Origin of the sequence: Brevibacillus sp. RS1.1, from assembly GCF_013284365.1 — a bacterium.
Lineage (GTDB): Bacteria > Bacillota > Bacilli > Brevibacillales > Brevibacillaceae > Brevibacillus > Brevibacillus brevis_D.
In genome coordinates, this window is sequence record NZ_JABSVA010000012.1 from 51,109 (window position 1) to 71,967 (window position 20,859).

A 20,859-nucleotide genomic window follows, 5' to 3' on the forward strand; every position below is an offset into this window, starting at 1 on the left:
GTCGCACCTACCCGCAGCTCTCTGGACAAGAAATTCGCTTTACTAGCTCCCGTTCTTCGCGTTTGTTCTATGTCGTTGTGAAAATCAAAAAAGGCCTGCCATCTCTATCGAAGAGACGACAGACCTTGTCTATCGCGGTACCACTCTCGTTGACCCCAGCTACTCGCCAGAAGTCCACCTCTATGTACTGATCCTAGTCGATCAGCACAACCCGATCACGGAGGTTAACCGTCAGAACTTACTACTCGATGCAGCGCTACATCTAGTTCAGTCCTGCCGCTCCCGGGCGAGCTTCACTGGCTTCTCTGACTGCGTTGCACCATCCCGCAGCTCTCTAAACAGATCAGACCACTTACTGTTCCCGTTCTTCGCGTTATTGTTATTATTGTTTGAAATTTTATTCGGTTTATATCTGATTGTCAATGGCGGCTAGCAATAAAAATAATTTTAATAAGCAAATTAATTGACCTCTCTCACCGATCTGCGGCTGAACTGTCTGTAATAAAGGCAAGCGAGACCCAGTATCACGAGCACTAAAGCGGAGTAAATATTGCTATAGACCGACGCTCCTGGATAGCTATTGAGCAGATTCCAGCTTACAGCAGCTCCTCCATCAATCGACTTGCCGTACAAGGTAGCTGCAAGTGCACCTGCAATAAAGTTCAGCATTGCCAACAGTCCCATCCCGACGCCGATCTGTTCCTTTGGTAACGACTGTGAGATTGCGTTTGACATCGAAATCATCATAAACGATAGTCCGACATTGCCAAAAATCAGAAAAACGGCAATGAAGAACGGGGAACCCCCCGCAAAGGAAGAGAAAAGGACAAAGCTGCTCAAAAGTAGCGCAGACGCTGTGTAAAATAAATACGAATTCCCTTTCTTATCTGCAAGAATCCCAGCCTTTTTCCCCAAGAACGCGGTCACAATTGCTCCTGGTACCATGACAAAGCCAATGAGCCCCGGTGCCAGATGATTCACATTGGCCAACAACTGTGGACTAAGAAAAGCGAACGAATAGCCGCTCCCTATCATCAAAAAGGCAATGACCAGCCCGAGCGAATAGCGTTTACTCCGGAATAAGCCAGGGCGAATAAATGGTTCTGCAGTCGTCCGAATCCTTAACAGGAACAGAAGGAATGAGAGGATGCACCCCAGTGCGAGCAACAAGCTCTGATTCGTAATAGCGAGCAAAAGCAATGCAATCGTTACGGCGAGAAGCCCACCACCGATCCAGTCCATTTTGACGGCTTCCCGCTCCTCCTCCTCCAAATACTTGCGGAAAAAAGGCACGGCAAAAAGCGCGAACAACGGCATGCAGAACAGCCATCTCCAATCTAGCAGACTGACCAGCAAAGAGGAAAGAACGGGACCTAATGCGCTACCGATTGCCATCCCGGTCATGGAGATCCCTAGAGCTCGGCCCCTACTCTCTGGGGGAAAATAACGTACTGGAATAATGGAAGACGTCGCCGGAACAACAGCCGCCCCTGCCGCCTGCACAATTCTCCCCAAAAGCACCATGCCATAATTATCGGCGAAAAAACCGATAACGGAGCCGATGGCAAATAGAATCAATCCGAATGTAAGCAAATGCTTGAGCTTGTAGGAATCAGCTAGCTTTCCGTACATCACGGTTCCAACCGCATAGATTAACAAAAAGGCAGACGTCACCCAGCTTACTTGGCTAAAGGATAAATGAAACTCCGTCCTGATTTGCGGTAAAACGATATTGAACATCGTAGCACTCATCACCGTAATCATGAGCGTAAACACGAGTACGCGAAGAACTTTTTCAGCAGATTGTTGTTGTGGTTCGGTTTGCATATTGGAAAGACACCTCTCGTTATCACCGATTTCTTCCCGGGAAGGTGATTGTTGGCCTTGCTAGATGTAGTTTATAATGATTTTAAAATAAACAAAAATATATCTTTTGACATGTAGTTGATATACCTGAGTATATGGAGTTGAATCGAATGGAATTGTTGCAATTGCACTATTTCCGAACAGTGGCCAAGTGGCAGCATATGACGAAAGCCGCCCAAGAGCTGCGGATTGCTCAGCCTGCTCTAAGCAAAACCATTGCTCGGTTGGAAGAGGATGTCGGGGTTCCGTTATTTGATCGCGAGCGGGGACGTATTCGGCTGAATACATTTGGGAAGGCGTATTTGGAGCGTGTAGATAAAGCACTGAACTTGTTGGAGGAAGGTCAAAAAGTCGTATCGGATCTAGCCGGAATGGAGCATGGTCGTATTCATCTGGCAACGTCGACCTTGGATCTATTATCAGAACCGTTGGGCAAGTTTCTCGCACTCCATCCTGATGTGCATTTCCAGATCACGCAAGCCACCATGGAAGAAATGGCACTCCTTTTGGAATCAGGCGAAGTGGATATTTGCTTCACGCATTTGCCGATCAAGCTACCGGATATTTTGACAACGCCCGTATTGAAAGAAGATATTCATGTAGCTGTCCCACGCACGCATCACTTAGCCAAGCAAACCAGCATTCAACTAAGCGAGCTGGCTGAAGAGTCCTTTATCGGCTACCGGGAGGACTTTCCCATCCAAATGCTGTACGATCAGTTCTTTCAAAAAGCGGGGATTACCCCCAAATTTGCTTGTCGGGTAGATGATCCCGGCTCTATCCAAAAGCTGGTCCGGGCAGGTCTTGGTATCGCTCTCTATGGCTGTATCAGTCGAGAGGAAGACCCTCACCTTGTCATGCTTCCGATCAAACACCCGATCTGCCAGCGATATTTTCAAATGATTCGCCACAAAAAAAGATACCTCTCCCTGGCAGCACGCCAGTTCTGTGATTTTATCGTCCAGTATTTTGCTGATTCTCTTGAAAAATAATCCCCTCTCCAACAGAAAAAAGCCTGGCATCCTTCGCCAGGCTCTTCCCCTACTCTTGTTTTCTTTTTTTCATACGTAAAATAATGCCGTCAATGAGCAGTCCAATCCCCGCTCCGTAAAAAGGGGCCGCAAACCGAGTTCCTTCAGCAAGCGGCAGGTCTTTCAAGTACACGATAAACACACCGACAATAAAACCGATCATCGTGTAGCGCAGCCGGGTCGCCCCCATCAAACGACACTCCCTTTCACGCTACTTCCCGAATTTATTTGGCATTTTCATGTTTTTCATCGTACGACTCATTTGTTTGAGCTGCTTTTGGTTTAGATTCATCCCCATTGAGCGGGCCATGGCTTGAAGCTGCTTGTCGTCCATTTGCATGTTGGACATTTGTTTTTTCAATAAATAAGTCCCTCCATAAAATCCACCAGCGAGACCGATTAACAATGTAACAATTGGAATTACCCAGTTGTACCAAGCCATCAATACATTACCATCCTCTATACGTAATTATGAACTCTTTTATTGTACCATAGTTGAGCTATCTTCTGTAAATTGTGATTAGAAAACTTGGAAAATGAGAACACTGCCCTCAACAACATCCTTGTCTCAAGCATATTCTAATAGCAAGAGGTGAAACAACCATGACTCCAATTGTGATTCTGGACGCTGGACACGGTGGCAGCGATCCAGGCGGAGGTAACAACACGCAATTTACCGAGAAAGATATGAATTTGCAAATATCGCTTTACCAATATAATCGCTTTTTGGCTCTAAATATTCCTGTCGCGATCACACGGACAACCGATGTGACTCTAACAAGTGAGGCTCGGACTGCTCTGGTTCGAAACAGCAGTGCTCGCTACTGCATATCCAACCATATTAACTCAGGTGGCGGCCGGGGCTCCGAGGTCATTTACTCGATTTATGGCTCCCCCACCTTTCCCCAATTGATCCAGGATGCCCTAACAGCGGAAGGGATGCCAAATCGGCGCATTTTTACGCGGACTCTGCCAGATAATCCGCGGCTCGATTACTACTTCATGCACCGGGAGACTGGTAGCGTGGAGACGGTCATCGTCGAGTATGGCTTTGCCGACAATGCGTTGGACGCAAATAAACTACAACAGGATTGGCGAGATCTCGCGGAAGGGGTAGTCCGGGCATTTTGCACGTACGCTAAACTTCCCTACCAGCCCCCTACGACTCCTACTTCAAATCCAAAACCTACTACAGCACCTACCCTTGCTCCTACCACTTCTCCCGGAAACGGCGCTGACTGGAAGCAGGAAGCCGTCAACTGGCTGTATGATCAAGGCTTTTTGACAGACGAACAATGGCGTCAGCAGCCTGACCAACCTCTGCCGCTCTGGGCACATGCTGTCATCCTGAAGCGTTTATTCGAAAAGCTCAAACCGTAACATAACGTCTCCGTTTAATCATCTGCCTTAAAACGGGTCAGCGGCGTATCCGTTAAACCCGAATAGTTTCTTTTTGCTGGCACACTCACCAATTCGTCCTCTGGATAGCGGTAGGCGGTTAACTTTCCGCCGAACACACATCCTTGGTCGATGTTGATGGTGCCATTTTTTCGTTTTGGTTCTGGATGCGGATCATGTCCCCATACGATGATGGGCGAAGTCACTTTTCGTTCTTTTGCCCATTCTCTGCGGATCGGGCGCCCATCCGGCCCCGTCCCTGCTACATCGCCATATCGGCAAAACGTGTAGACCGCAGGCGAATCCATCCCTATGTAATCATCGCGAATCCCCGCATGAACGGCGACCGCTACTATTTTTTCATTTTGTTTGATGATCATGTGCGAAGGAGAAGAAAATAGTAATCTACGGCTCTGCTCACGCAGCAAGGAGGCCTTCTTCGGTCCGTATTCTTGCTGATACAACCGAATCTCCTCTTCTACCTTTTCATCTCCGTGAGCCAATGTCACTGGTCTGCCATCCAACCAGCGGGCTACTTTCCACCCGTGGTTACTATCTACCATTTCAGCCAGGCCTGTCGTGACATGCTGGTGAAAAAATTGCAGCATTTTGATTGAGTAAGGTCCACGACTCGTAATATCACCGAGGGAAAGGAGCTTTCGGCCGTGGGGATGGCGATATGTACCGTCTGGGGCTCGTTCATATCCCAAGCGTTTGAGCAATTCTATAAATTCGTCGTAACAGCCGTGAACATCCCCAACGATATCCACACCATTGTCAGCCGAAAGCACCTTGGAGCGTGTTTGAGGTTTGTGCCTCATAGCCCGTCCCTCCTTTCCGTAATCTCTCATTCGTTACTTACTATCTTTACCACATCTACGAAAAAAACTCACGGTTTGCACACAAGAAAACGGTTTAAACAAGTAAACGCGCGAAAAAGCCCCTGTTTGCTGAGGAGCTATTTGGCGCGTTTACTTATACATGATGCTATGTGATTAACCTAAGCTATGTGTATGCACGTAAATGGCCGCTTGCGTGCGATCCTCCACGTTCAGCTTGGCAAGAATGTTGCTGACATGAGTCTTGACTGTTTTGATCCCGATAATCAGCTCATCAGCAATTTCTTGGTTGGACTTGCCCTGACCGATCAGCTTCAAAACCTCTAACTCGCGCGGCGTCAGCTGTTCATGTGGATGAGACTCTTGACCGTGACGGAAACGGGCCATGATTTTTCCTGCTACCCTCGATTCCAGAACTGGTTCACCCGCCGCAGCAGAGCGAATTGCTTTTGCAATCTCGGCTGCACGCGAAGTCTTTAACAAGTAGCTGAATGCCCCCGCTTCAATGACCGGATATACCTTTTCGTCATCAATAAAGCTAGTCAAGACAATTACCTTACTGGAAGGGCAGCTTTCACGAATACGTCGAGTCGCTTCCACACCGCCGATGCCTTCCATGACCAAATCCATCAGAACGACATCTGGGAGCAGTTCTTGCGTCATTCGCACGCCTTCTTCCCCACTGCCTGCCTCTGCTACGACTTCAATATCGTCCTCTGTAGACAAATAAGCAGCCAGACCCATCCGAACCATTTCGTGATCATCTACCAGTAGTACCCGAATCACCGAGCCTTCACCCTTCCCGTTCCGTCTGTGACACTATAGGAATACGCACCTCAATTTGCGTCCCCTTCCCAATCGCCGAGTAAATCTCCATGGAGCCTCCAACCTCTGCTACGCGCTCTTGCATGCTGCGCAAACCGTAGGACGTCATTTTCTCCCCATCTGGATCAAAACCAACACCGTCATCCGTTACTCGCAGGCGAACCTGCTCTTGCAGTGTAAATAGCTTCACTGCAATCTGGGTAGCTCTGGCATGCCGCAATGTATTGGACAAGGACTCCTGCAAAATACGGAACAAATGATCCTCAATTCCACTCGGCAAGCCTTCGACGTCTTCAATCTCCCAAGTCAGCTGCATGGTATTTTTACGCGTCAGCTCATCTAAAAGTTCCAGAATAGCTTCCTTCAATGACTTGTTTTGTAACGTAGCCGGGCGAAGGTGCAAGAGTAATGCCCTCATCTCTGCTTGTGCAGCTGCTGCCATCTCTTCGACCAATTCAATCTGTTGGGCTGCACGCTGAGGATTTTTTTCTACAAGCCGCTTCATCGCCGCAGTCGTCATGGCGATGGCGAACAACTGCTGGCTGACTGCGTCATGCAGTTCTCTCGCCAATCTCTGTCGCTCCTCAGTTACTGCTGCATGCTTCAATTGCTCTGCGAGAGCCGCATTGTGGTTCGACAACCGCTGCAAAGATGCTACTTGCTCTTCCCATTGCGAAGCCAAGCGATTGATCTGCCATCCTAATTCGCCGACTTCATCGACGCCCAATTCGGGAACCCGATATGACAGCATCCCGCGTCCAAGCTTCATAGCAGCTTCCCACAGTACACTGAGTCTCTTTTTCAACAAATTGCCGATGATATAGGAAATGATCAATGCCACTAAGACACCTGCCGGCAAAGAAACAACAAAAGCAGCAAGCTGAATCAAGCCCTCTGGATCGGTAGGCAGATTGATGCCTATATATTCTGCCAGCCACTTCACGAGGTTGCGGTCGCTAATTATTTCGTTGTACCACCGATGAATCCCGGGGTGATCTTTCCATAAAAAGTATAGCCAAAAGAAACAAATAAACGCGGCAGTAATTGCACTGACGGCCAGTAACATGCCATAGCGCACGTATTGCCACTGAATACTTGCCAATCGCTGTCGACGCATCCGCCAGTACCTCCTAGATGTACTTGACTTTTATATCGCCGACAAGCAGCGAGATATGCAAGTTTACTTTTTGCAATGCTTCATCATACTGATCAGAACGAATCTTAACACTGCGATTGATACCTCCCTGCCGGTGGCTTAGCACCTCCAGGTCACCAATACTCAAGCCTGCCGTTACCGATACAGGAAGATCGATAGGCACATAAATCGTCACATCGCCTACCCAGCCCTCTACGACAAGAAACGCCTCATCCCGCATCAACACTGCCCGAGAAAGATCAATCACAACATCCCCGATTCCATGCCAGACATGCAAGTAACTCAGTTCAAAACGCCCGGAAGTCAGGTGATAATCCCCAATCAGAGAACTGCGGGAATCTTTTGGCAACATGTCGTCAGGTGATGAAGACATTTTTTCGTGATGAGGAATTTTGCCACCAACATGCTTCCATTTGTTCCAGTTGTCTTGCCAAGGGCGTTCCGCTGTTGAAACGTTCACGTCATTCGGGGCACTCGCATCACTAGTCAAAATCGTCTCCGCAGATGGGGTCCCACTCTCTCCCAATGGTTGATTCACATGGCGATCTCGTCTGCTGTTCTTGCCCCGAATCAACTGAAAGCCGAAATAAATAAACACGATTGGTACTGCAATCTGGAACAGATCATCAATCCCGACACCAAACCACATGTCCGTCGCGATGATGGTCCCCAGAGAGAATAGAATCCCTCCGCCAATCCGATTTTTATTCCCCCACAAACGAAGGCCAAAATAAATAAGCACCATCGGCCACAAATCAAACAGACCGAACGATATGATACCCAAACTGTCTAACAAAAGACCGATTCCCGTAAAAATAATCAGGACACCAGCCAACATTTTGTGTAAACGGGACAGTTTCACAAAAGTCTCCTCTCTCACGCCCCACGCTGATCGTTTTCACTTTGTCCATTACGACATGTATAGATGAATGCAGGCGGAATGTTCAACAGGGTAAAGTCGATCTTGACCCAGGGAAAACGATCCTGCAACTCAGCTTGGAGTTGTAGCGAATATTGGAATGTAATAAATAGGCCCCCTGGCTTCAGTACAGATTGAACTTCGTCCAGAATTGCTGCCCGCAGCTCTTGTTGAAAATTGGCGAATGGCAGACCTGAGATAATGACATCTGCACCTGCAAGGTCCTGCTCCTCCAAGTAAGACCTAAGTTTAGTCGCTTCCTCCCTGATAGGAAGATCGGGAAAACGTGATTGAAGCATAGAGCGAAATTGGGAATCTCGTTCCACGAGCACGTACTGTGTGCCGGGATGCAAGCGCTGATAGATCGTTTGGGTAAATGCCCCTGTACCAGGTCCCAGCTCCAGGATCACATCGGTTGAAGCCCAATCGACGCTTTTCAACATTTGCTCACATAAAAAACGAGAGCTAGGGATGATACTACCGACGCGTCCAGGCTCAGCGATAAACCGCCGCAAAAAGACCAAGAAGTCCTGCAAGAATCGTACCTCCTAGGGGAAAAGCAGCCTGATGTACACAGGCTGCCGAATTGACACACTCTATTCTACACCTTGTCCCCCAGTTCCTGTTGAATTAGGATTGTACTGGTTTGGCTACCGGTGTTTTTACTTCCTTAATGGATGCTTTGATGCTAGCAAGTTCTGCATCGAGATCATCCTTTTCCAGCTCAGACAAAGCGTTTTCCCAAGCGCGGTTCGTTTGGCGCCATTGCCCGCTCATTTGCGCTTCTGCTTCCATGCGCATGACTTTCTCTTCCATGCGAGCGAAGCCACGGCCTGCGGACTGATTGCCGATACCGACAACTGCTTGATTGACTTGCTTTTGTGTACGAGCTACTTGTGCACGTGCCATCAGTGTGAACTTTTTCGCACGCATTTTATAGAACTCTTCCTTCAGCTCAGCCAGCTTCTCGCGCATTTGCGTAGCTGACTCGGATGCTGACAGGTACAGCGTTTCATATTCCGCTGCACGGCCTTCGTACTGCTTCTTGTCAGCGAGTGCTCGACGAGCCAACTCGTCTTCTCCTTCAGTCAAGGCGAGCTTGACTTGGCGATCACGTTTTTCGATCAGAGCATTGGCTTCGTCCAATTGCTGACGGAATTTCTTTTCCAGTGCAACCTGACGGGCAACCGCTACTTCAACTTGTCCGATTTCTACTTCCATGTCACGCATATATTGATTCAGCATTACTACCGGATCTTCCATCGAATCCAATGCATCATTTACCGAAGCTACTGTCAGGTCACGCAAACGTTTAAAGATACTCATTATTTTTTCCTCCTCATCATATCACATCATATTGTTCATCCAAAAGACTCTTGCGACATTGGCGTTACTGTGGGCGTCTTCTTACATCTCTCTCCCAAGTGTCCAGCGTATCTTCCTTTAATACTTTTTGGGCCCATTCACGCTCCCAAGCAGGTGGCGCTTGTTTAGGTTCTTGGCTGGGACGCAGTAAGCGATATCCCAGATAAATCACCCCAATGGCCAGAAGCGCGTGAAACAGTAGGTCAAGCTTGCCAATCAACATCAGGAACCCGAATAGGAAGACCAGGATTCCCCAAAATCGTGAACCGGTTTGTCCCATGATCTTTTTGGCACCGTATATCATGATCACGCCGGGAATGATAAACCCGAGCAAGTCTCCGATATCGATACCCACCAGATCGAGAAGAACCAACCCACCGACTAGCAGCAGAACCAGCCCGAGTAGTACTTTGCCAGACCGTTCGCTCATTACTCGCTTACCTCCATTCGTTTTGCATGTGGTGCTTGTGGAACGTTATGCCCTTATTGTAGCCCTCGGTATAGGCTTCCCATAACGGGCGTGCGGTTGGTTTTTCCCTCCGTCCTTGGACGGAGACATTTTCCTGCCTTAATCGGACGAGCTCTCCCGCAAGGCAGGAATAAGCCCACGTCGAAAGGCGGCTTGCACTGTCGAACGAAAACGTTACAGCATTTGACGCTATCTTTGTGACGAATATGTGAATGAACAGATAAAAAGAAGGAAAAAAAGGACTGGCGTAGAATCTTCGTAAGAGTGCGTGTAAAAAAACATCGAAAAATAGCCGAATTCCGCTTAGCGGAAACGGGGGAACCACGTTTTTGGGGTGAATGGTTGCTACTCCTAGCAGCCTAGGGCGTCCTTTCGACCGAACCCTTCAGCTAACCTCGTAGGCTCACGAAGGGAGCAGTTTCTTTTGCGCAAGATGGTTTTATCTTTATTTATGGCTGGATTGCTTGCTATGGGGGCAGGCGCTGCACAGGCTGCTGAGGAGAATACTCTCCATGAAGTTGTCAGCGACTTGTACGGTACCCCTTACAAATCTTCCGGCTCGTCCAAAAAAGGCTTTGACTGCTCCGGTTTCACACGCTACGTATTTGATGCGTTAGGTGTAGACCTGCCTCACAATTCTGCTTCCCAGTACGAATTAGGTACAGAGGTAGACAGAAAAGATTTGCAACCAGGCGATCTCGTATTCTTCAATACGAACGGTCGCAGCATTTCTCACGTGGGTATCTACATCGGAGACGGCACATTCGTGCACTCGGAATCTGGTCGTGGAGTCGTCAACACCAAGTTGAACGATCCATACTACTGGAGCAAGCGTTATGTAGGCGCCAAGCGTCTCAGTGCTCCTGTTCTAGCGAAAGCAGAAACTCCGAATAAGGAAAAAGCGGTGCAAGCTGCATCGTTGCCGGAAAAACCAGCTAAAAAATAGTCATTCGGCAAAATAATAAAAGCCAGGGACACTACGTCTCTGGCTTTTTCTGACGAAATTTAGTACCTGGTCTAAAGAGGTACCCTCACATATTAGAACAACTTAATAACTTACGGGGTTTCTTCCCCTGATAGGGGCAAAGCATGTTATGATAGACAAGACCCATTCTTTGAATGGTATTCCTTATTAATAGAAGTAACTGGGGGTTGTTCCGGTGAAAGATCACATTTTAATTGTCGATGACAATCTGGAGATTATTGAACTGCTAGAAGACATTTTGGAGAACGAGGGCTTCAGCGTTTCCTCTGCTGAAAGCGGAGAAGACGCACTCTCGCTGCTCAGCCAAGGTGAGCGTCCCAACCTGATCCTTTTGGATATTATGATGCCCAACATGAGTGGCTACGAGCTCTGCTCTCAAATTCGCCGTGAGTGGGATTTGCCTATACTGTTTCTCAGTGCAAAAGGAAAAGCGGTAGATAAGGTAGTCGGCTTTGAAATCGGCGCAGACGATTACATCACGAAGCCTTTTGATACAGAAGAGCTGCTCGCTCGCATTCGTGCCCACCTTCGTCGCTATGAGCGCATTCGCAAGCATACCGAAGAGCAGCCTGAGAAGGAAACAGCCTCTTCTCCAATTACGGTTTTGAAATTCAAGGACTTGGAAATTCATAAAGAAACGTATTCCGTATATGTATGTAACCAAAAGATCGAGCTCTCTACCAAGGAATTCCAACTACTCACCTTCCTCGCAGAAAATGCGGGCATCGTCTTTACAAGAGAGCAAATTTATGACCGTGTTTGGGGATATGGTTATGGCTCGCTCAATACAGTGACGGTCCATATTAAAAACCTCCGTGAGAAGCTGGAAACGGAACGTCAATTCATTAAAACACAATGGGGGACAGGCTACGTATTTATCGGGGAGAAGCTTTAAATGAGCTTGCGCAATAAAATTTTTCTCTCCTTCATTGCCTTGCTCACACTCACCATTTTGTTGTTTAAATTTGTTTTTCAAGACATTATTGTCGCTCAACTCAAAAATGACCGGCATAATCAGTACCAGGCTGAGAAGGAAGCCGCAGAGAAGGTCATGCTCAATCAACTGCTTCTCGTCAGTAATTTCAAGGACCCAATCGAACGCATGGAGCTTGAGAAGCAGTTGCCAGACGACGTGATGTACCGCATGCTCGTGAAGGATGCCAATGGAAACACTATCTACAGCAAAACATCAAGCGCCTATAATTTAAAAATGCCTTCCCCCTCCTCATCAAGCCGTGGCGATTCTGCTAAGCAAAATGACCTCAAAGTGGTCGCTGAGTACCATTTTCAGCAGGAGCCACCGCGTACAGGGGAGATTGTTGTTTATTTCTACACGGATGATTACGACATGATGGCTACGACAGGGGTTTCCATGATGCTTTGGTTTATTTACGGAAGCATTAGTCTGGTAGGATTGGTTCTGCTCGCTTTGTTCGTTCGCTGGATACTACGTCCGGTTAACGAATTATCGCGCGTCACGCAAGAAATCCAGGAAGGGAAGCGGCTGGTCACATTTACGTATCGATCGCATGATGAATTCGGGCAACTCTTTCGATATTTCGGGGAAATGGTGGATGAGCTTCGCTTAGCGGAAGAAAGACAGGCTGAAATGATTGCTTCGATCGCCCACGACTTCCGTACACCTCTCACCACGATCAAAGGGTATGCCTCATATATCGGCTCTGGTCGCGTGACGGATATGACCAAAATACAGAAACAGATGGGCAAAATCGAGCTAAAAACGACGGACTTGGAAAAGCTGCTGGACGAGCTGCAGGACTTCACCACGCAAAGCTCCGAAGTTCGACTCAGCATTAACCGCATTCATGTCAAAAGCTTCTTGCGAGGAATCATTGAGGACTATTTGCCAAGAATCAAAGAGGCAGGCCTCACGTTTCAATGGAAGCTGCGAATCTCCAATGAACTACACATCGAAGCGGATGAGACTAAGCTGCGCCGTGTCATGGAAAATTTGTTGAACAACGCCATTCACTACAACAAACCGGATGGCTCCATTTACCTTACTTGTGATCAGCGAGAAGGACATGTCCTTTTTACTGTAATCGACAAAGGAGAAGGAATCGCCGCTGAAGACTTGACGAAGATTTTCACCAAGTTTTATCGGGCGGAAAAATCACGAAATCGCAACAGTGGCGGTACAGGCTTAGGCTTAACGATTTGTAAGAGCATCGTCCGGCTTCACGGCGGAGATCTGATGGTAAACAGCGAATTGGGAATGGGAAGCAGTTTCTCCTTCACCATCCCCTTCTTCCACGGGTAGCTTTCTCAAGCTACCCTTACTTTATATAGATTTATTCTCAGTTAATTATTTCTTAATATTTTACTTGTAAAATCATTTTTGTAAGCATGTTGCTTTCAGTGATAAATAACCCCCAGTTCGGTATCTGACACAATCGGCGAAACCGTAGTGATAAGATGCCTCTTTTTTTGCCCCCTAACTTCCATTTTTTTCTATCTCTTCTCCAAACGCATCGGCAGTCCGTTCTTGGGACGCAAGGTGACCAACGGCTCGGGCTCCACTGTCTGGTTCGGTTCAGCCAGTCGTAGTCGATATCGCTGTGCAATCGTCGCCAGTAGCAATGCTGCCTCCATCAAAGCAAAGTTATTCCCAATACAAACACGCGGCCCGCCGCCAAACGGGAAATAAGCATAGGCTGGATTTCTTTTTAAGAGGTCGCTGTCAAAACGCTCTGGAATGAATTCTTCAGCCTGCTCATAATAGCGTGGGTCACGGTGCATGACATATTGGCTCATCATCAGTGTTTCCCCAGGCTTGTACGTGTGACCGCCGATCTCAACCTCATCTACCACTTCCCGGTTAATCGTCCAAGCCGCAGGATAGAGCCTCAGCGTTTCCTGTACAATGAGATTCGTATACTTCAGCTGCGGAAGATCTTCGACTGTCGGCAGCTTTTCACACAACACGGTCGACAGCTCGTCATGCAGCTTTTTCTCCACCTCGGGATGAGTAGCCAGCAAATAGAAAATCCACGACATGGTATTCGCAGTCGTCTCATGGCCAGCTACAAAAATGGTCATGACCTCGTCGCGCACCTGCTCGTCTGTCATTCCCTCCCCATCATCTTCATCACGCGCAGCCAAAAGCATCCCCAACAAGTCCTTGTGCTCTTCTCCTTCACTATTACGCCGCGCTTCGATCAAGGAGTAGATCGTTTTGTCCAGTAGCTCACTCGACTCCAGGAACTCCCGATTGCTTTTGGTAGGTACGGACAACGGAATGTCGATAAACGAGGAGCCTTTGTTTGCCACATATTTCAAACCGACATCGATGGCATGTCCAATCTGATCGGCGCCTTCCTTGACGGTTTTGCCAAACATCGTCTCCGTAATGATCGCAAGCGTTACTTTCATCATGTCCGAGTGAATATCGCGCAGCTCCCCGCTTTTCCAATCCGACATGAGATCAACTGCTTGCCGGACCATCACGTCTCCGTAGGTGGCGATACGATCTCGATGAAAAGCTGGCTGCATAAGCCGCCGTTGTCGCAAATGCTTTTTCCCTTCACTGGTAAGAATTCCATCTCCTACAACAGCTCGCGCAACCTGTAGTCCTTTCCCTTTTCGAAAATGCGCCTGTTTGCTGACCAAAACCTCTTTGATGTGATCCGGATTCGTTAACAGATAAATATGGCGGGAAGGACCGAAGCGAAAATGGACGACTTCTCCATGCTCTTCTGCCGCGTCGCGGATGAACTGAAGCGGCGATCGGCGAAATGCCATCAAGTTCCCTGAGATTGGAAGACCTTTTGGGCCAGTGGTCGTGATATTCATGCGTCTCCTCCTTTTTACATGCAAAATCCTACCGATAGTATCCGGCACGTTAAGGAGATTATGCGAAAAAAAACCACCCGAACTTCGGGTGGCTGACGAAATCATTTTGTTTATCGTGTAACAGGCTGATCTGTGCGCAACAGACGAGAAGCAATCAGTCGCTCGCGCACCTTGATGCCAATCAGAGAAGCCAGAACTGCTTTGACAACCCCTACAATGAGGAAAGGTGTTATACCAAAAGCGACAGCTTTATCCCATGGAATGTCCATGACGTATTTGAGCTGTACAGCACCAAAAGCGAGTGTGACAAACATGCCAATGATATTGGCGATGATGGCGTTTTTCAAGGTGAATCTTGTTTTCTCCAAGTAGAGCCCAGTCACATAAGCGGTTGCAATAAACCCAAATATGTACCCGCCGGATTTTCCGACCAATATTTGCAATCCGCCTTTTGCCTCGCTGAACACAGGCAATCCGACTGCACCGAGCAAAACATAAATAACCAAAGCAAGTGTCCCGTATCGTTTTCCCAAAATAGTCGCCGTCAGCCCTACCGCTAACGTCTGCGCGGTAATCGGAATCAACGGCAAAGGAATCGTCACCTGCGACAATACCGCAGTCATTGCAGCAAAGATGGCAGAGAGCAATAGCCATCTCAAGCGTTCGTTTCTCATGCGTACTAGCCTCCGTTTTGTTAACTAAAAATAATATAAGGTTAACAAAATAATAATACGCATCTGCCCTTTTGTAAATCCCCGTTCTGTCCGCTTACCTTTTTGTTTGTTGATCCATGTATAACTGTAGCTTTTGAAGTGACTGAACCGTATGATCGATTAATTCGTTCAAGTCATCGATGTTGCCTTCATCAATTTTCCGATGAAAGTCCAGCGTCACCTGATTGGTTATTTGCTTCGGCGGCCAATCGATTCGATGCTCTTCTAGCTTAGCCGATACTTTCTGCGTAATATACGGTCGCTGCCCCCAGATGTCATTGAGAATCGATGTGATTTCTCTCGCTTCGGCGGGCACATCTCTGTAATTTTCCATCTGCAAGAAAAAATGGATGCAAATCGTACATCCGATATGATCTGTCAATGGCTGTTCTAGCTGCTCGGCTGCAATATCAGCTAACTGAGTACGAAGCTGCATCTCAGCACGGACAGCTGTGGTATGCTCATGTTGATCAGCCAGTTTGAACTCGATCTGAAACTGTCGATGGAACGTAGCCATATCCATGACATCCGAGCGGTTCGTAATCGTGATTGCCCCTTCGAAGTCCCGGTCGTATACCGCACCTTCCAAAACAACCCTGATATTGTCAAAAACAAGCGGATGAAACATCTCGCGCCCTCCTTTTTCCCAGGCGTTCCGGCCCTTTCTTTTACAGTATATAGCATGCCTGCTTTCTCCTTGTTTTGCAAGCAGACCGACTTCCCCATGGCGGCGTCTTCAGGAGAATGGTACCATGAGAGTGATCCAACCTTTGAGGTGACAGCCATGTTTTTAATCGGAATTCTAATCGTTGTTGCAATCCTTGGTGAAATTATTCATCGTTTGAATCCATGGAAAAAACCAGAACCTGCATATGAGGATCTCGTCGCCCAAATCAAACAGGCAGACTGGTACCAGGAGCTTTCTCGTGATCAGGCATGTCGTTCCGTTCTTGACAACGATCCGCATGTCCAAGCCTACTATGCGAGTACGTATGAAGCCAAACGTCTCCTTACACAAGAAGGCTTTCAATTGGGGCTGATTGATTACGTCAAGCAGGAAGCTGCAAAGCACGCCGATAAACCGCGCTGACATGCGAAAAAGCCGTTGTTATGGAACAGCGGCTTTTTCTTTGAATCAAAAAACAGGTATACCTGCTTCATCCAGTATTTATGCTCGGCTTAGCGTTTTTGATGATAGTATTTGTAAGCGTCAAAGGATGCTTGCTCTTGGCAAGGTACGCATTCTGTTGCATACGATTCAGCTTGTTCGTGGATCATCTGACCGCAAGCAGCACAGCATTTTGCTTCGAGATTGCGAAAGAAAGAAGTGATCGGCGTCATGATTAAAACCCCCCGTGTGTTATTATCTGTATTGTATTACAACAGCATCTGTTTTATAAAAGTTTGTTATAATACATTACGCCGATTTATCTTTCTCTCTCGCTCATTCTCTCTTTATTGCTCCTTTTTTCGCTGTATTCATACATTTTTGTAAATTCCGCATCTGTTGTAACACAACGACCTAAATCAGCAGATTGAACAAATACGGATCATTCGTAATCTCTACATAGCGGATACCATGCTGCTTCATCCGACTGACTAATGGCTGATAGTCATCCTTGCATTTCATTTCAATGCCAACCAGTGCCGGGCCATTTTCTTTGTTGTTCTTTTTCGTATACTCAAACCGGGTGATATCATCGTGCGGCCCCAATACTTTTTCCATGAACTCTCGCAAGGCTCCGGCACGCTGTGGGAAATTGATAACAAAATAGTGCTTCAAGCCCTCATGCAGCAGGGAGCGCTCCTTGATCTCTTGCATCCGGTCAATGTCGTTGTTTCCCCCGCTGATGACACACACTACGTTTTTCCCGGCGATTTGATCCCGGTAGTAATCGAGAGCGGCAATCGACAGGGCACCCGCAGGTTCCACGACGATGGCATTGCTGTTATACAACTCCAAAATGGTTGTGCATACCTTGCCTTCCGGGACCAGTACGATGTCATCCAGCAGCTCCTGACAAATACTCATCGTTAGCTGCCCTACTTGCTTGACGGCTGCACCATCGACAAACTTGTCAATTTCATCTAAGGTGACAACATCGTTTTGCTCCAGAGCGGCTTGCATTGAGGCTGCTCCTGCCGGCTCCACGCCAATGATCCGGGTGTTCGGGCTGATGCCTTTTACGTACGTTCCCACACCCGCTGCCAATCCACCACCGCCGATACTCATAAAGACGAAATCAGCCGGTTCCTCCATGTCATTCATAATTTCCAGACCAACTGTTCCTTGTCCAGCTACCACCAATGGATCGTCAAACGGATGAACAAAGGTCCGATCTTCCTGAATGCAATACTTCATCGCCTCTGCAAATGAATCATCGAAGGTGTCCCCGATCAATACAACCTCTACATAGGAGCCGCCAAACAGTTTGACCTGCGATATTTTTTGGCGCGGGGTGGTCGCTGGCATAAAGATCGTGCCCTTGATTTGCAAATGGTTACACGAGTAAGCTACACCCTGCGCATGATTGCCTGCACTCGCACAGACGACACCACGCTCCCGCTCTATTGTGGAAAGATTCCGCATAAAATGATAAGCACCGCGGATTTTGAAGGAACGAACGATCTGCAAGTCTTCTCTTTTCAAATACACGTTGCAGCCGTAGCGCTCAGACAGCACTTTGTTTTTTTGCAAGGGCGTCTTCTCCACCACGTCTTTTAATGCATGATTGGCTACTACGATGTCTTCCACTCTGACCGTATGCATATATATGTTCCTCCTAAATTCCTTCTCTTTTGTAATAAGGACCAGACCAAATCAAAAAGCCCCCGCCCCAACCAGCTACGCACAAATTACGCACGGCTGGCTGAGGCGAGGGCATCGCGGTACCACTCAGCTTCTCTGTCTTCCTCACGAAAAACAGACTTTGGCAGTTCACTATGAAACTCCCGTCCGATAACGAGGACGAATTCGTTGTCCTATACTCACTGGCTACACAAGCTGATTTTCCAGGACAATGCTCCAAGGTGATTTTCAAAACAGGCTGGCGGCCATTCTTTCAGCACGGGGAACGGCTCTCTGCACGCTGCTTTCTGTTTCTACTCTTCCTTTTCAACGCTCATAGATACGAACTATTCGAATTAGTTAAACATTCTACGCCGAAACCCACTAGTTGTCAATCTTCTTGTTATTTGGCAGGAAGCAATGACAAAAAAACGGGTTCCCTTTCGAGCTAAATGCACTCAAATCGGTACCCGTTTTTCTTTTCGCTACATCCTATACTGCTTCGTAGATCGCTTCGTAACGCTTGCCGATTTCTTCGTCAGTCAAACCAGCTTCACGCAGACGGCCAATCAGAGCATTCGCCCAAATCTCAGTGCGCTGTGCCATTTTCGCGTATTTTTTCGCTTCCTTCACTTTGCGTTTGGAGCGATCTTCACCGTTTGACTTGAGGTTGTCGAGGATGAATAGCATGTGCATGGTATCTTCCTCGTTTAGCGTTTCCCAGCTATCGTTTAGAAACGCAGTTACCTTTTTGTAGTAGCCATCAAACTCGTCAAAAGAAATCTCAGTATCCATGTTGAGATATTCTTTCATTTTTTCAAATAGATCTTGCATCTAGCGTCACAACTCCCTCATTATTCTCCGCACTATTATAACAAAAACATAGCTGGACAGGAAGTTTCCATTATCTGAGAGGCTTTTCGAGGCATCTTCTCGATACATGCAACGTCTCTCGTAATGCTCTATAATAGGGAAATACTGAATTGCTTGAGGAGAACGGAACAGATGACAACGCATAAAAAAGAACAAGACGCCAGCATCCGTGTCGGCCAGCAAATGACGCTCACGATCAAGAGCTTGGGCATTAATGGCGAAGGGATCGGCTATTTTAAAAGAAAAATCGTTTTCGTAGAGGGTGCCCTCCCTGGCGAGGTCGTCCATGCAGAGGTGACCGAGGCAAGAGAAAAATACGCGGCCGCACGTCTTTTACGAGTCGTTGAAAAATCAGCATCTCGCACGCAGCCCCCCTGTCCGGTCTATGCGGAGTGTGGCGGATGCAGCTTGCAGCACATGGATTATGCTGCACAGCTCGCAAGCAAGCAGGAAATCGTCATCGAGTCACTGCGCAAGTACGCTCGACTGAATCAGCCACCAGTCGCCCCTACGATTGGTATGGATAACCCGTGGTCGTATCGAAATAAAGCACAGTTTCAGGTAGGCAAGGAAAAAGGCAAGCTCATCGCTGGACTGTATCAAACAGGCAGCCACAAGCTCGTCAACTTGGAAGGCTGTCAGGTGCAGCATGAAGCGACAACGAAAATCGTCCAAACAGCGAAGCAAATCGTTGAGGAGCTCGGGATTCCGATCTACGACGAGAAAAAACGGACGGGCGTCATCCGCACCATCGTAGCTCGTGTTGCTTTTGCTACGGGTGAAACGCAATTAACACTTGTAACGGCTACATCAGAAATTCCACGGGTGAAAGAGCTGCTTTTGGAGCTCCGCACGAGACTGCCTGAGCTGGTAGGAATCGCACAAAACGTAAACAACCAAAAAACGTCACTCGTTTTCGGCGACAAGACCGTATCGTTGTGGGGCAAGGCCTCCATCGCTGAAAAGCTAGGTGAGCTATCCTTCGACTTGTCGGCTCGTGCCTTCTTCCAATTGAATCCCGAGCAGACACAAAAGCTCTACAATCAGGTGAAAACCGCGGCTGGACTGACTGGAAAAGAGCTCGTGCTCGATTTGTATTGCGGGACAGGGACGATTGGCTTATGGCTCGCTCCTTATGCCCGCGAGGTACGCGGGATCGAGCTGATTCCTGAGGCTGTCGAGGATGCCAATCGCAATGCAGAGTGTAACCAAGCGGCGAATGCCAGCTTTCACGTGGGGCGTGCCGAGGTCTTGATGCCGAAATGGGCCAAGCAAGGGACTCGACCAGATGTCGTCGTAGTCGACCCTCCGCGGACTGGGCTGGATGATGCGCTGATTCGTTCCTTGTTGGATGTGCTGCCGAAGAAGATTGTGTATGTGTCTTGTAATCCTTCTACGCTGGCAAAGGATGTTGGGAAGCTGATGCAGCGGTATGAGTTGAAGAGTGTGCAGCCGGTGGATATGTTCCCGCATACGGCGCATGTGGAGTCAGTGACGCTCTTGACGTTGAAATAGGTGTTAAAGAAAAGGCTAAATTCCCTTGTTGATCGGGAGTTTAGCCTTTTTCATTTTACGTTAGATGATGACTCTTTTAGGAAGAAAACAGGCGCTGACCACATTTTGACCACACTCGATGCCAAAATGACCTTTTTTGCTCACGGACTTCGCTAAGCATTTTCTCCCTTTGCTTCTTTCTTTTGCTTTTGGCATTGCCTTCTTTAGATCGTCTGACTTGTTCCAAGTAGTCTACTGTAAGAGTCAAACCGGGTACCTTCTGTAGTGCTAAATCGTATGATTGCTTGGCAGAAAGGTAACGTCT

23 protein-coding genes, 1 riboswitch and 3 other annotated features (1 of these 27 only partly in view) are annotated in these 20,859 nt (G+C 47.8%); of the genes, 7 read left to right on the plus strand and 16 right to left on the minus strand.

The window, feature by feature from the left end; all coding sequences use genetic code 11:
• Nucleotides 1-66, minus strand: a binding site (T-box leader); it reaches 169 nt to the left of the window's first position.
• A 42-nt stretch (nt 67-108) separates the two neighbouring features.
• Nucleotides 109-378: a binding site (T-box leader), on the minus strand.
• A gap of 81 nt (nt 379-459) precedes the next feature.
• Nucleotides 460-1,827, minus strand: coding sequence for an MFS transporter (locus HP570_RS25670; protein WP_173627579.1), 1,368 nt, complete (start codon nt 1,825-1,827; stop codon nt 460-462).
• 149 nt (nt 1,828-1,976) lie between these two features.
• On the opposite strand from HP570_RS25670, the gene HP570_RS25675 reads away from it, so the two are divergent.
• Nucleotides 1,977-2,858, plus strand: coding sequence for a LysR family transcriptional regulator (locus tag HP570_RS25675; RefSeq protein WP_173627580.1), 882 nt, complete (start codon nt 1,977-1,979; stop codon nt 2,856-2,858).
• A 49-nt stretch (nt 2,859-2,907) separates the two neighbouring features.
• On the opposite strand, the gene HP570_RS25680 is transcribed toward HP570_RS25675, so the two are convergent.
• Together HP570_RS25680 and HP570_RS25685 are read right to left on the minus strand one after the other, a co-directional pair.
• Nucleotides 2,908-3,087: a hypothetical protein gene (locus HP570_RS25680; RefSeq protein ID WP_012684743.1), complete on the minus strand. Its 180-nt coding sequence runs from the start codon at nt 3,085-3,087 to the stop codon at nt 2,908-2,910.
• 21 nt (nt 3,088-3,108) lie between these two features.
• Nucleotides 3,109-3,339: a YneF family protein gene (locus tag HP570_RS25685; protein WP_012684742.1), complete on the minus strand. Its 231-nt coding sequence runs from the start codon at nt 3,337-3,339 to the stop codon at nt 3,109-3,111.
• A 161-nt stretch (nt 3,340-3,500) separates the two neighbouring features.
• On the opposite strand from HP570_RS25685, the gene HP570_RS25690 reads away from it, so the two are divergent.
• Nucleotides 3,501-4,277: an N-acetylmuramoyl-L-alanine amidase family protein gene (locus HP570_RS25690; protein ID WP_012684741.1), complete on the plus strand. Its 777-nt coding sequence runs from the start codon at nt 3,501-3,503 to the stop codon at nt 4,275-4,277.
• Between the two features lie 14 nt (nt 4,278-4,291).
• On the opposite strand, the gene prpE is transcribed toward HP570_RS25690, so the two are convergent.
• From prpE to HP570_RS25725, 7 genes are all read right to left on the minus strand, one after another.
• Nucleotides 4,292-5,116, minus strand: coding sequence for a bis(5'-nucleosyl)-tetraphosphatase PrpE (prpE, locus tag HP570_RS25695; RefSeq protein ID WP_173627581.1), 825 nt, complete (start codon nt 5,114-5,116; stop codon nt 4,292-4,294).
• 174 nt (nt 5,117-5,290) lie between these two features.
• A complete protein-coding gene (locus HP570_RS25700; RefSeq protein WP_016742803.1) occupies nt 5,291-5,920 on the minus strand; it encodes a response regulator in 630 nt (209 codons plus the stop codon).
• A 7-nt stretch (nt 5,921-5,927) separates the two neighbouring features.
• Nucleotides 5,928-7,076: a HAMP domain-containing sensor histidine kinase gene (locus tag HP570_RS25705; RefSeq protein ID WP_173627582.1), complete on the minus strand. Its 1,149-nt coding sequence runs from the start codon at nt 7,074-7,076 to the stop codon at nt 5,928-5,930.
• A gap of 13 nt (nt 7,077-7,089) precedes the next feature.
• Complete coding sequence (liaF, locus tag HP570_RS25710) at nt 7,090-7,977, minus strand: cell wall-active antibiotics response protein LiaF (protein WP_173627583.1); 888 nt, start codon at nt 7,975-7,977, stop codon at nt 7,090-7,092.
• 14 nt (nt 7,978-7,991) lie between these two features.
• On the minus strand, nt 7,992-8,570 hold the full coding sequence (locus tag HP570_RS25715) for a class I SAM-dependent methyltransferase (RefSeq protein WP_012684736.1): 579 nt from the start codon (nt 8,568-8,570) through the stop codon (nt 7,992-7,994).
• Nucleotides 8,571-8,664: 94 nt separating this feature from the next.
• Nucleotides 8,665-9,360, minus strand: a complete 696-nt coding sequence (locus HP570_RS25720) for a PspA/IM30 family protein (RefSeq protein WP_016742807.1) — start codon at nt 9,358-9,360, stop codon at nt 8,665-8,667.
• Nucleotides 9,361-9,424: 64 nt separating this feature from the next.
• Complete coding sequence (locus HP570_RS25725) at nt 9,425-9,829, minus strand: LiaF transmembrane domain-containing protein (protein ID WP_012684734.1); 405 nt, start codon at nt 9,827-9,829, stop codon at nt 9,425-9,427.
• 319 nt (nt 9,830-10,148) lie between these two features.
• A riboswitch (cyclic di-AMP (ydaO/yuaA leader) is annotated at nt 10,149-10,288 on the plus strand.
• Between the two features lie 4 nt (nt 10,289-10,292).
• On the opposite strand from HP570_RS25725, the gene HP570_RS25730 reads away from it, so the two are divergent.
• The 3 genes from HP570_RS25730 (at nt 10,293) to HP570_RS25740 (ending at nt 13,134) form a co-directional block, all read left to right on the plus strand.
• Nucleotides 10,293-10,814, plus strand: a complete 522-nt coding sequence (locus HP570_RS25730) for a C40 family peptidase (protein WP_012684733.1) — start codon at nt 10,293-10,295, stop codon at nt 10,812-10,814.
• A gap of 214 nt (nt 10,815-11,028) precedes the next feature.
• Complete coding sequence (locus HP570_RS25735) at nt 11,029-11,748, plus strand: response regulator transcription factor (RefSeq protein WP_012684732.1); 720 nt, start codon at nt 11,029-11,031, stop codon at nt 11,746-11,748.
• Nucleotides 11,749-13,134 (plus strand): sensor histidine kinase, encoded by a 1,386-nt coding sequence (locus HP570_RS25740; protein ID WP_173627584.1) that lies wholly within the window; start codon nt 11,749-11,751, stop codon nt 13,132-13,134.
• 191 nt (nt 13,135-13,325) lie between these two features.
• Here HP570_RS25740 and HP570_RS25745 read toward each other — a convergent pair whose 3' ends face one another.
• The 3 genes from HP570_RS25745 to HP570_RS25755 all read right to left on the minus strand — a co-directional run bounded on the left by HP570_RS25745 (nt 13,326) and on the right by HP570_RS25755 (nt 16,007).
• Complete coding sequence (locus HP570_RS25745) at nt 13,326-14,666, minus strand: cytochrome P450 (protein WP_173627585.1); 1,341 nt, start codon at nt 14,664-14,666, stop codon at nt 13,326-13,328.
• Nucleotides 14,667-14,776: 110 nt separating this feature from the next.
• On the minus strand, nt 14,777-15,340 hold the full coding sequence (locus tag HP570_RS25750; RefSeq protein WP_173627586.1) for a biotin transporter BioY: 564 nt from the start codon (nt 15,338-15,340) through the stop codon (nt 14,777-14,779).
• A 94-nt stretch (nt 15,341-15,434) separates the two neighbouring features.
• Nucleotides 15,435-16,007: a hypothetical protein gene (locus HP570_RS25755; protein WP_173627587.1), complete on the minus strand. Its 573-nt coding sequence runs from the start codon at nt 16,005-16,007 to the stop codon at nt 15,435-15,437.
• A gap of 96 nt (nt 16,008-16,103) precedes the next feature.
• Here HP570_RS25755 and HP570_RS25760 point away from each other — a divergent pair, with 96 nt between their 5' ends.
• On the plus strand, nt 16,104-16,469 hold the full coding sequence (locus HP570_RS25760; protein WP_254495469.1) for a hypothetical protein: 366 nt from the start codon (nt 16,104-16,106) through the stop codon (nt 16,467-16,469).
• Nucleotides 16,470-16,558: 89 nt separating this feature from the next.
• Here the strand turns inward: HP570_RS25760 and yhfH are convergent, their stop codons facing one another.
• The 3 genes from yhfH to HP570_RS25775 form a co-directional block, all read right to left on the minus strand.
• The gene (yhfH, locus tag HP570_RS25765; RefSeq protein WP_173627589.1) at nt 16,559-16,720 is read right to left on the minus strand and encodes a protein YhfH; all 162 of its coding nucleotides are present in this window, start codon (nt 16,718-16,720) and stop codon (nt 16,559-16,561) included.
• A gap of 181 nt (nt 16,721-16,901) precedes the next feature.
• Nucleotides 16,902-18,149: a threonine ammonia-lyase IlvA gene (gene ilvA, locus HP570_RS25770; RefSeq protein WP_173627590.1), complete on the minus strand. Its 1,248-nt coding sequence runs from the start codon at nt 18,147-18,149 to the stop codon at nt 16,902-16,904.
• Nucleotides 18,150-18,247: 98 nt separating this feature from the next.
• Nucleotides 18,248-18,507, minus strand: a binding site (T-box leader).
• A 152-nt stretch (nt 18,508-18,659) separates the two neighbouring features.
• Nucleotides 18,660-19,001: a hypothetical protein gene (locus HP570_RS25775; RefSeq protein WP_007721585.1), complete on the minus strand. Its 342-nt coding sequence runs from the start codon at nt 18,999-19,001 to the stop codon at nt 18,660-18,662.
• A gap of 171 nt (nt 19,002-19,172) precedes the next feature.
• On the opposite strand from HP570_RS25775, the gene rlmD reads away from it, so the two are divergent.
• Nucleotides 19,173-20,555: a 23S rRNA (uracil(1939)-C(5))-methyltransferase RlmD gene (gene rlmD, locus HP570_RS25780; protein ID WP_173627591.1), complete on the plus strand. Its 1,383-nt coding sequence runs from the start codon at nt 19,173-19,175 to the stop codon at nt 20,553-20,555.
• Nucleotides 20,556-20,859: the final 304 nt, after the last annotated feature.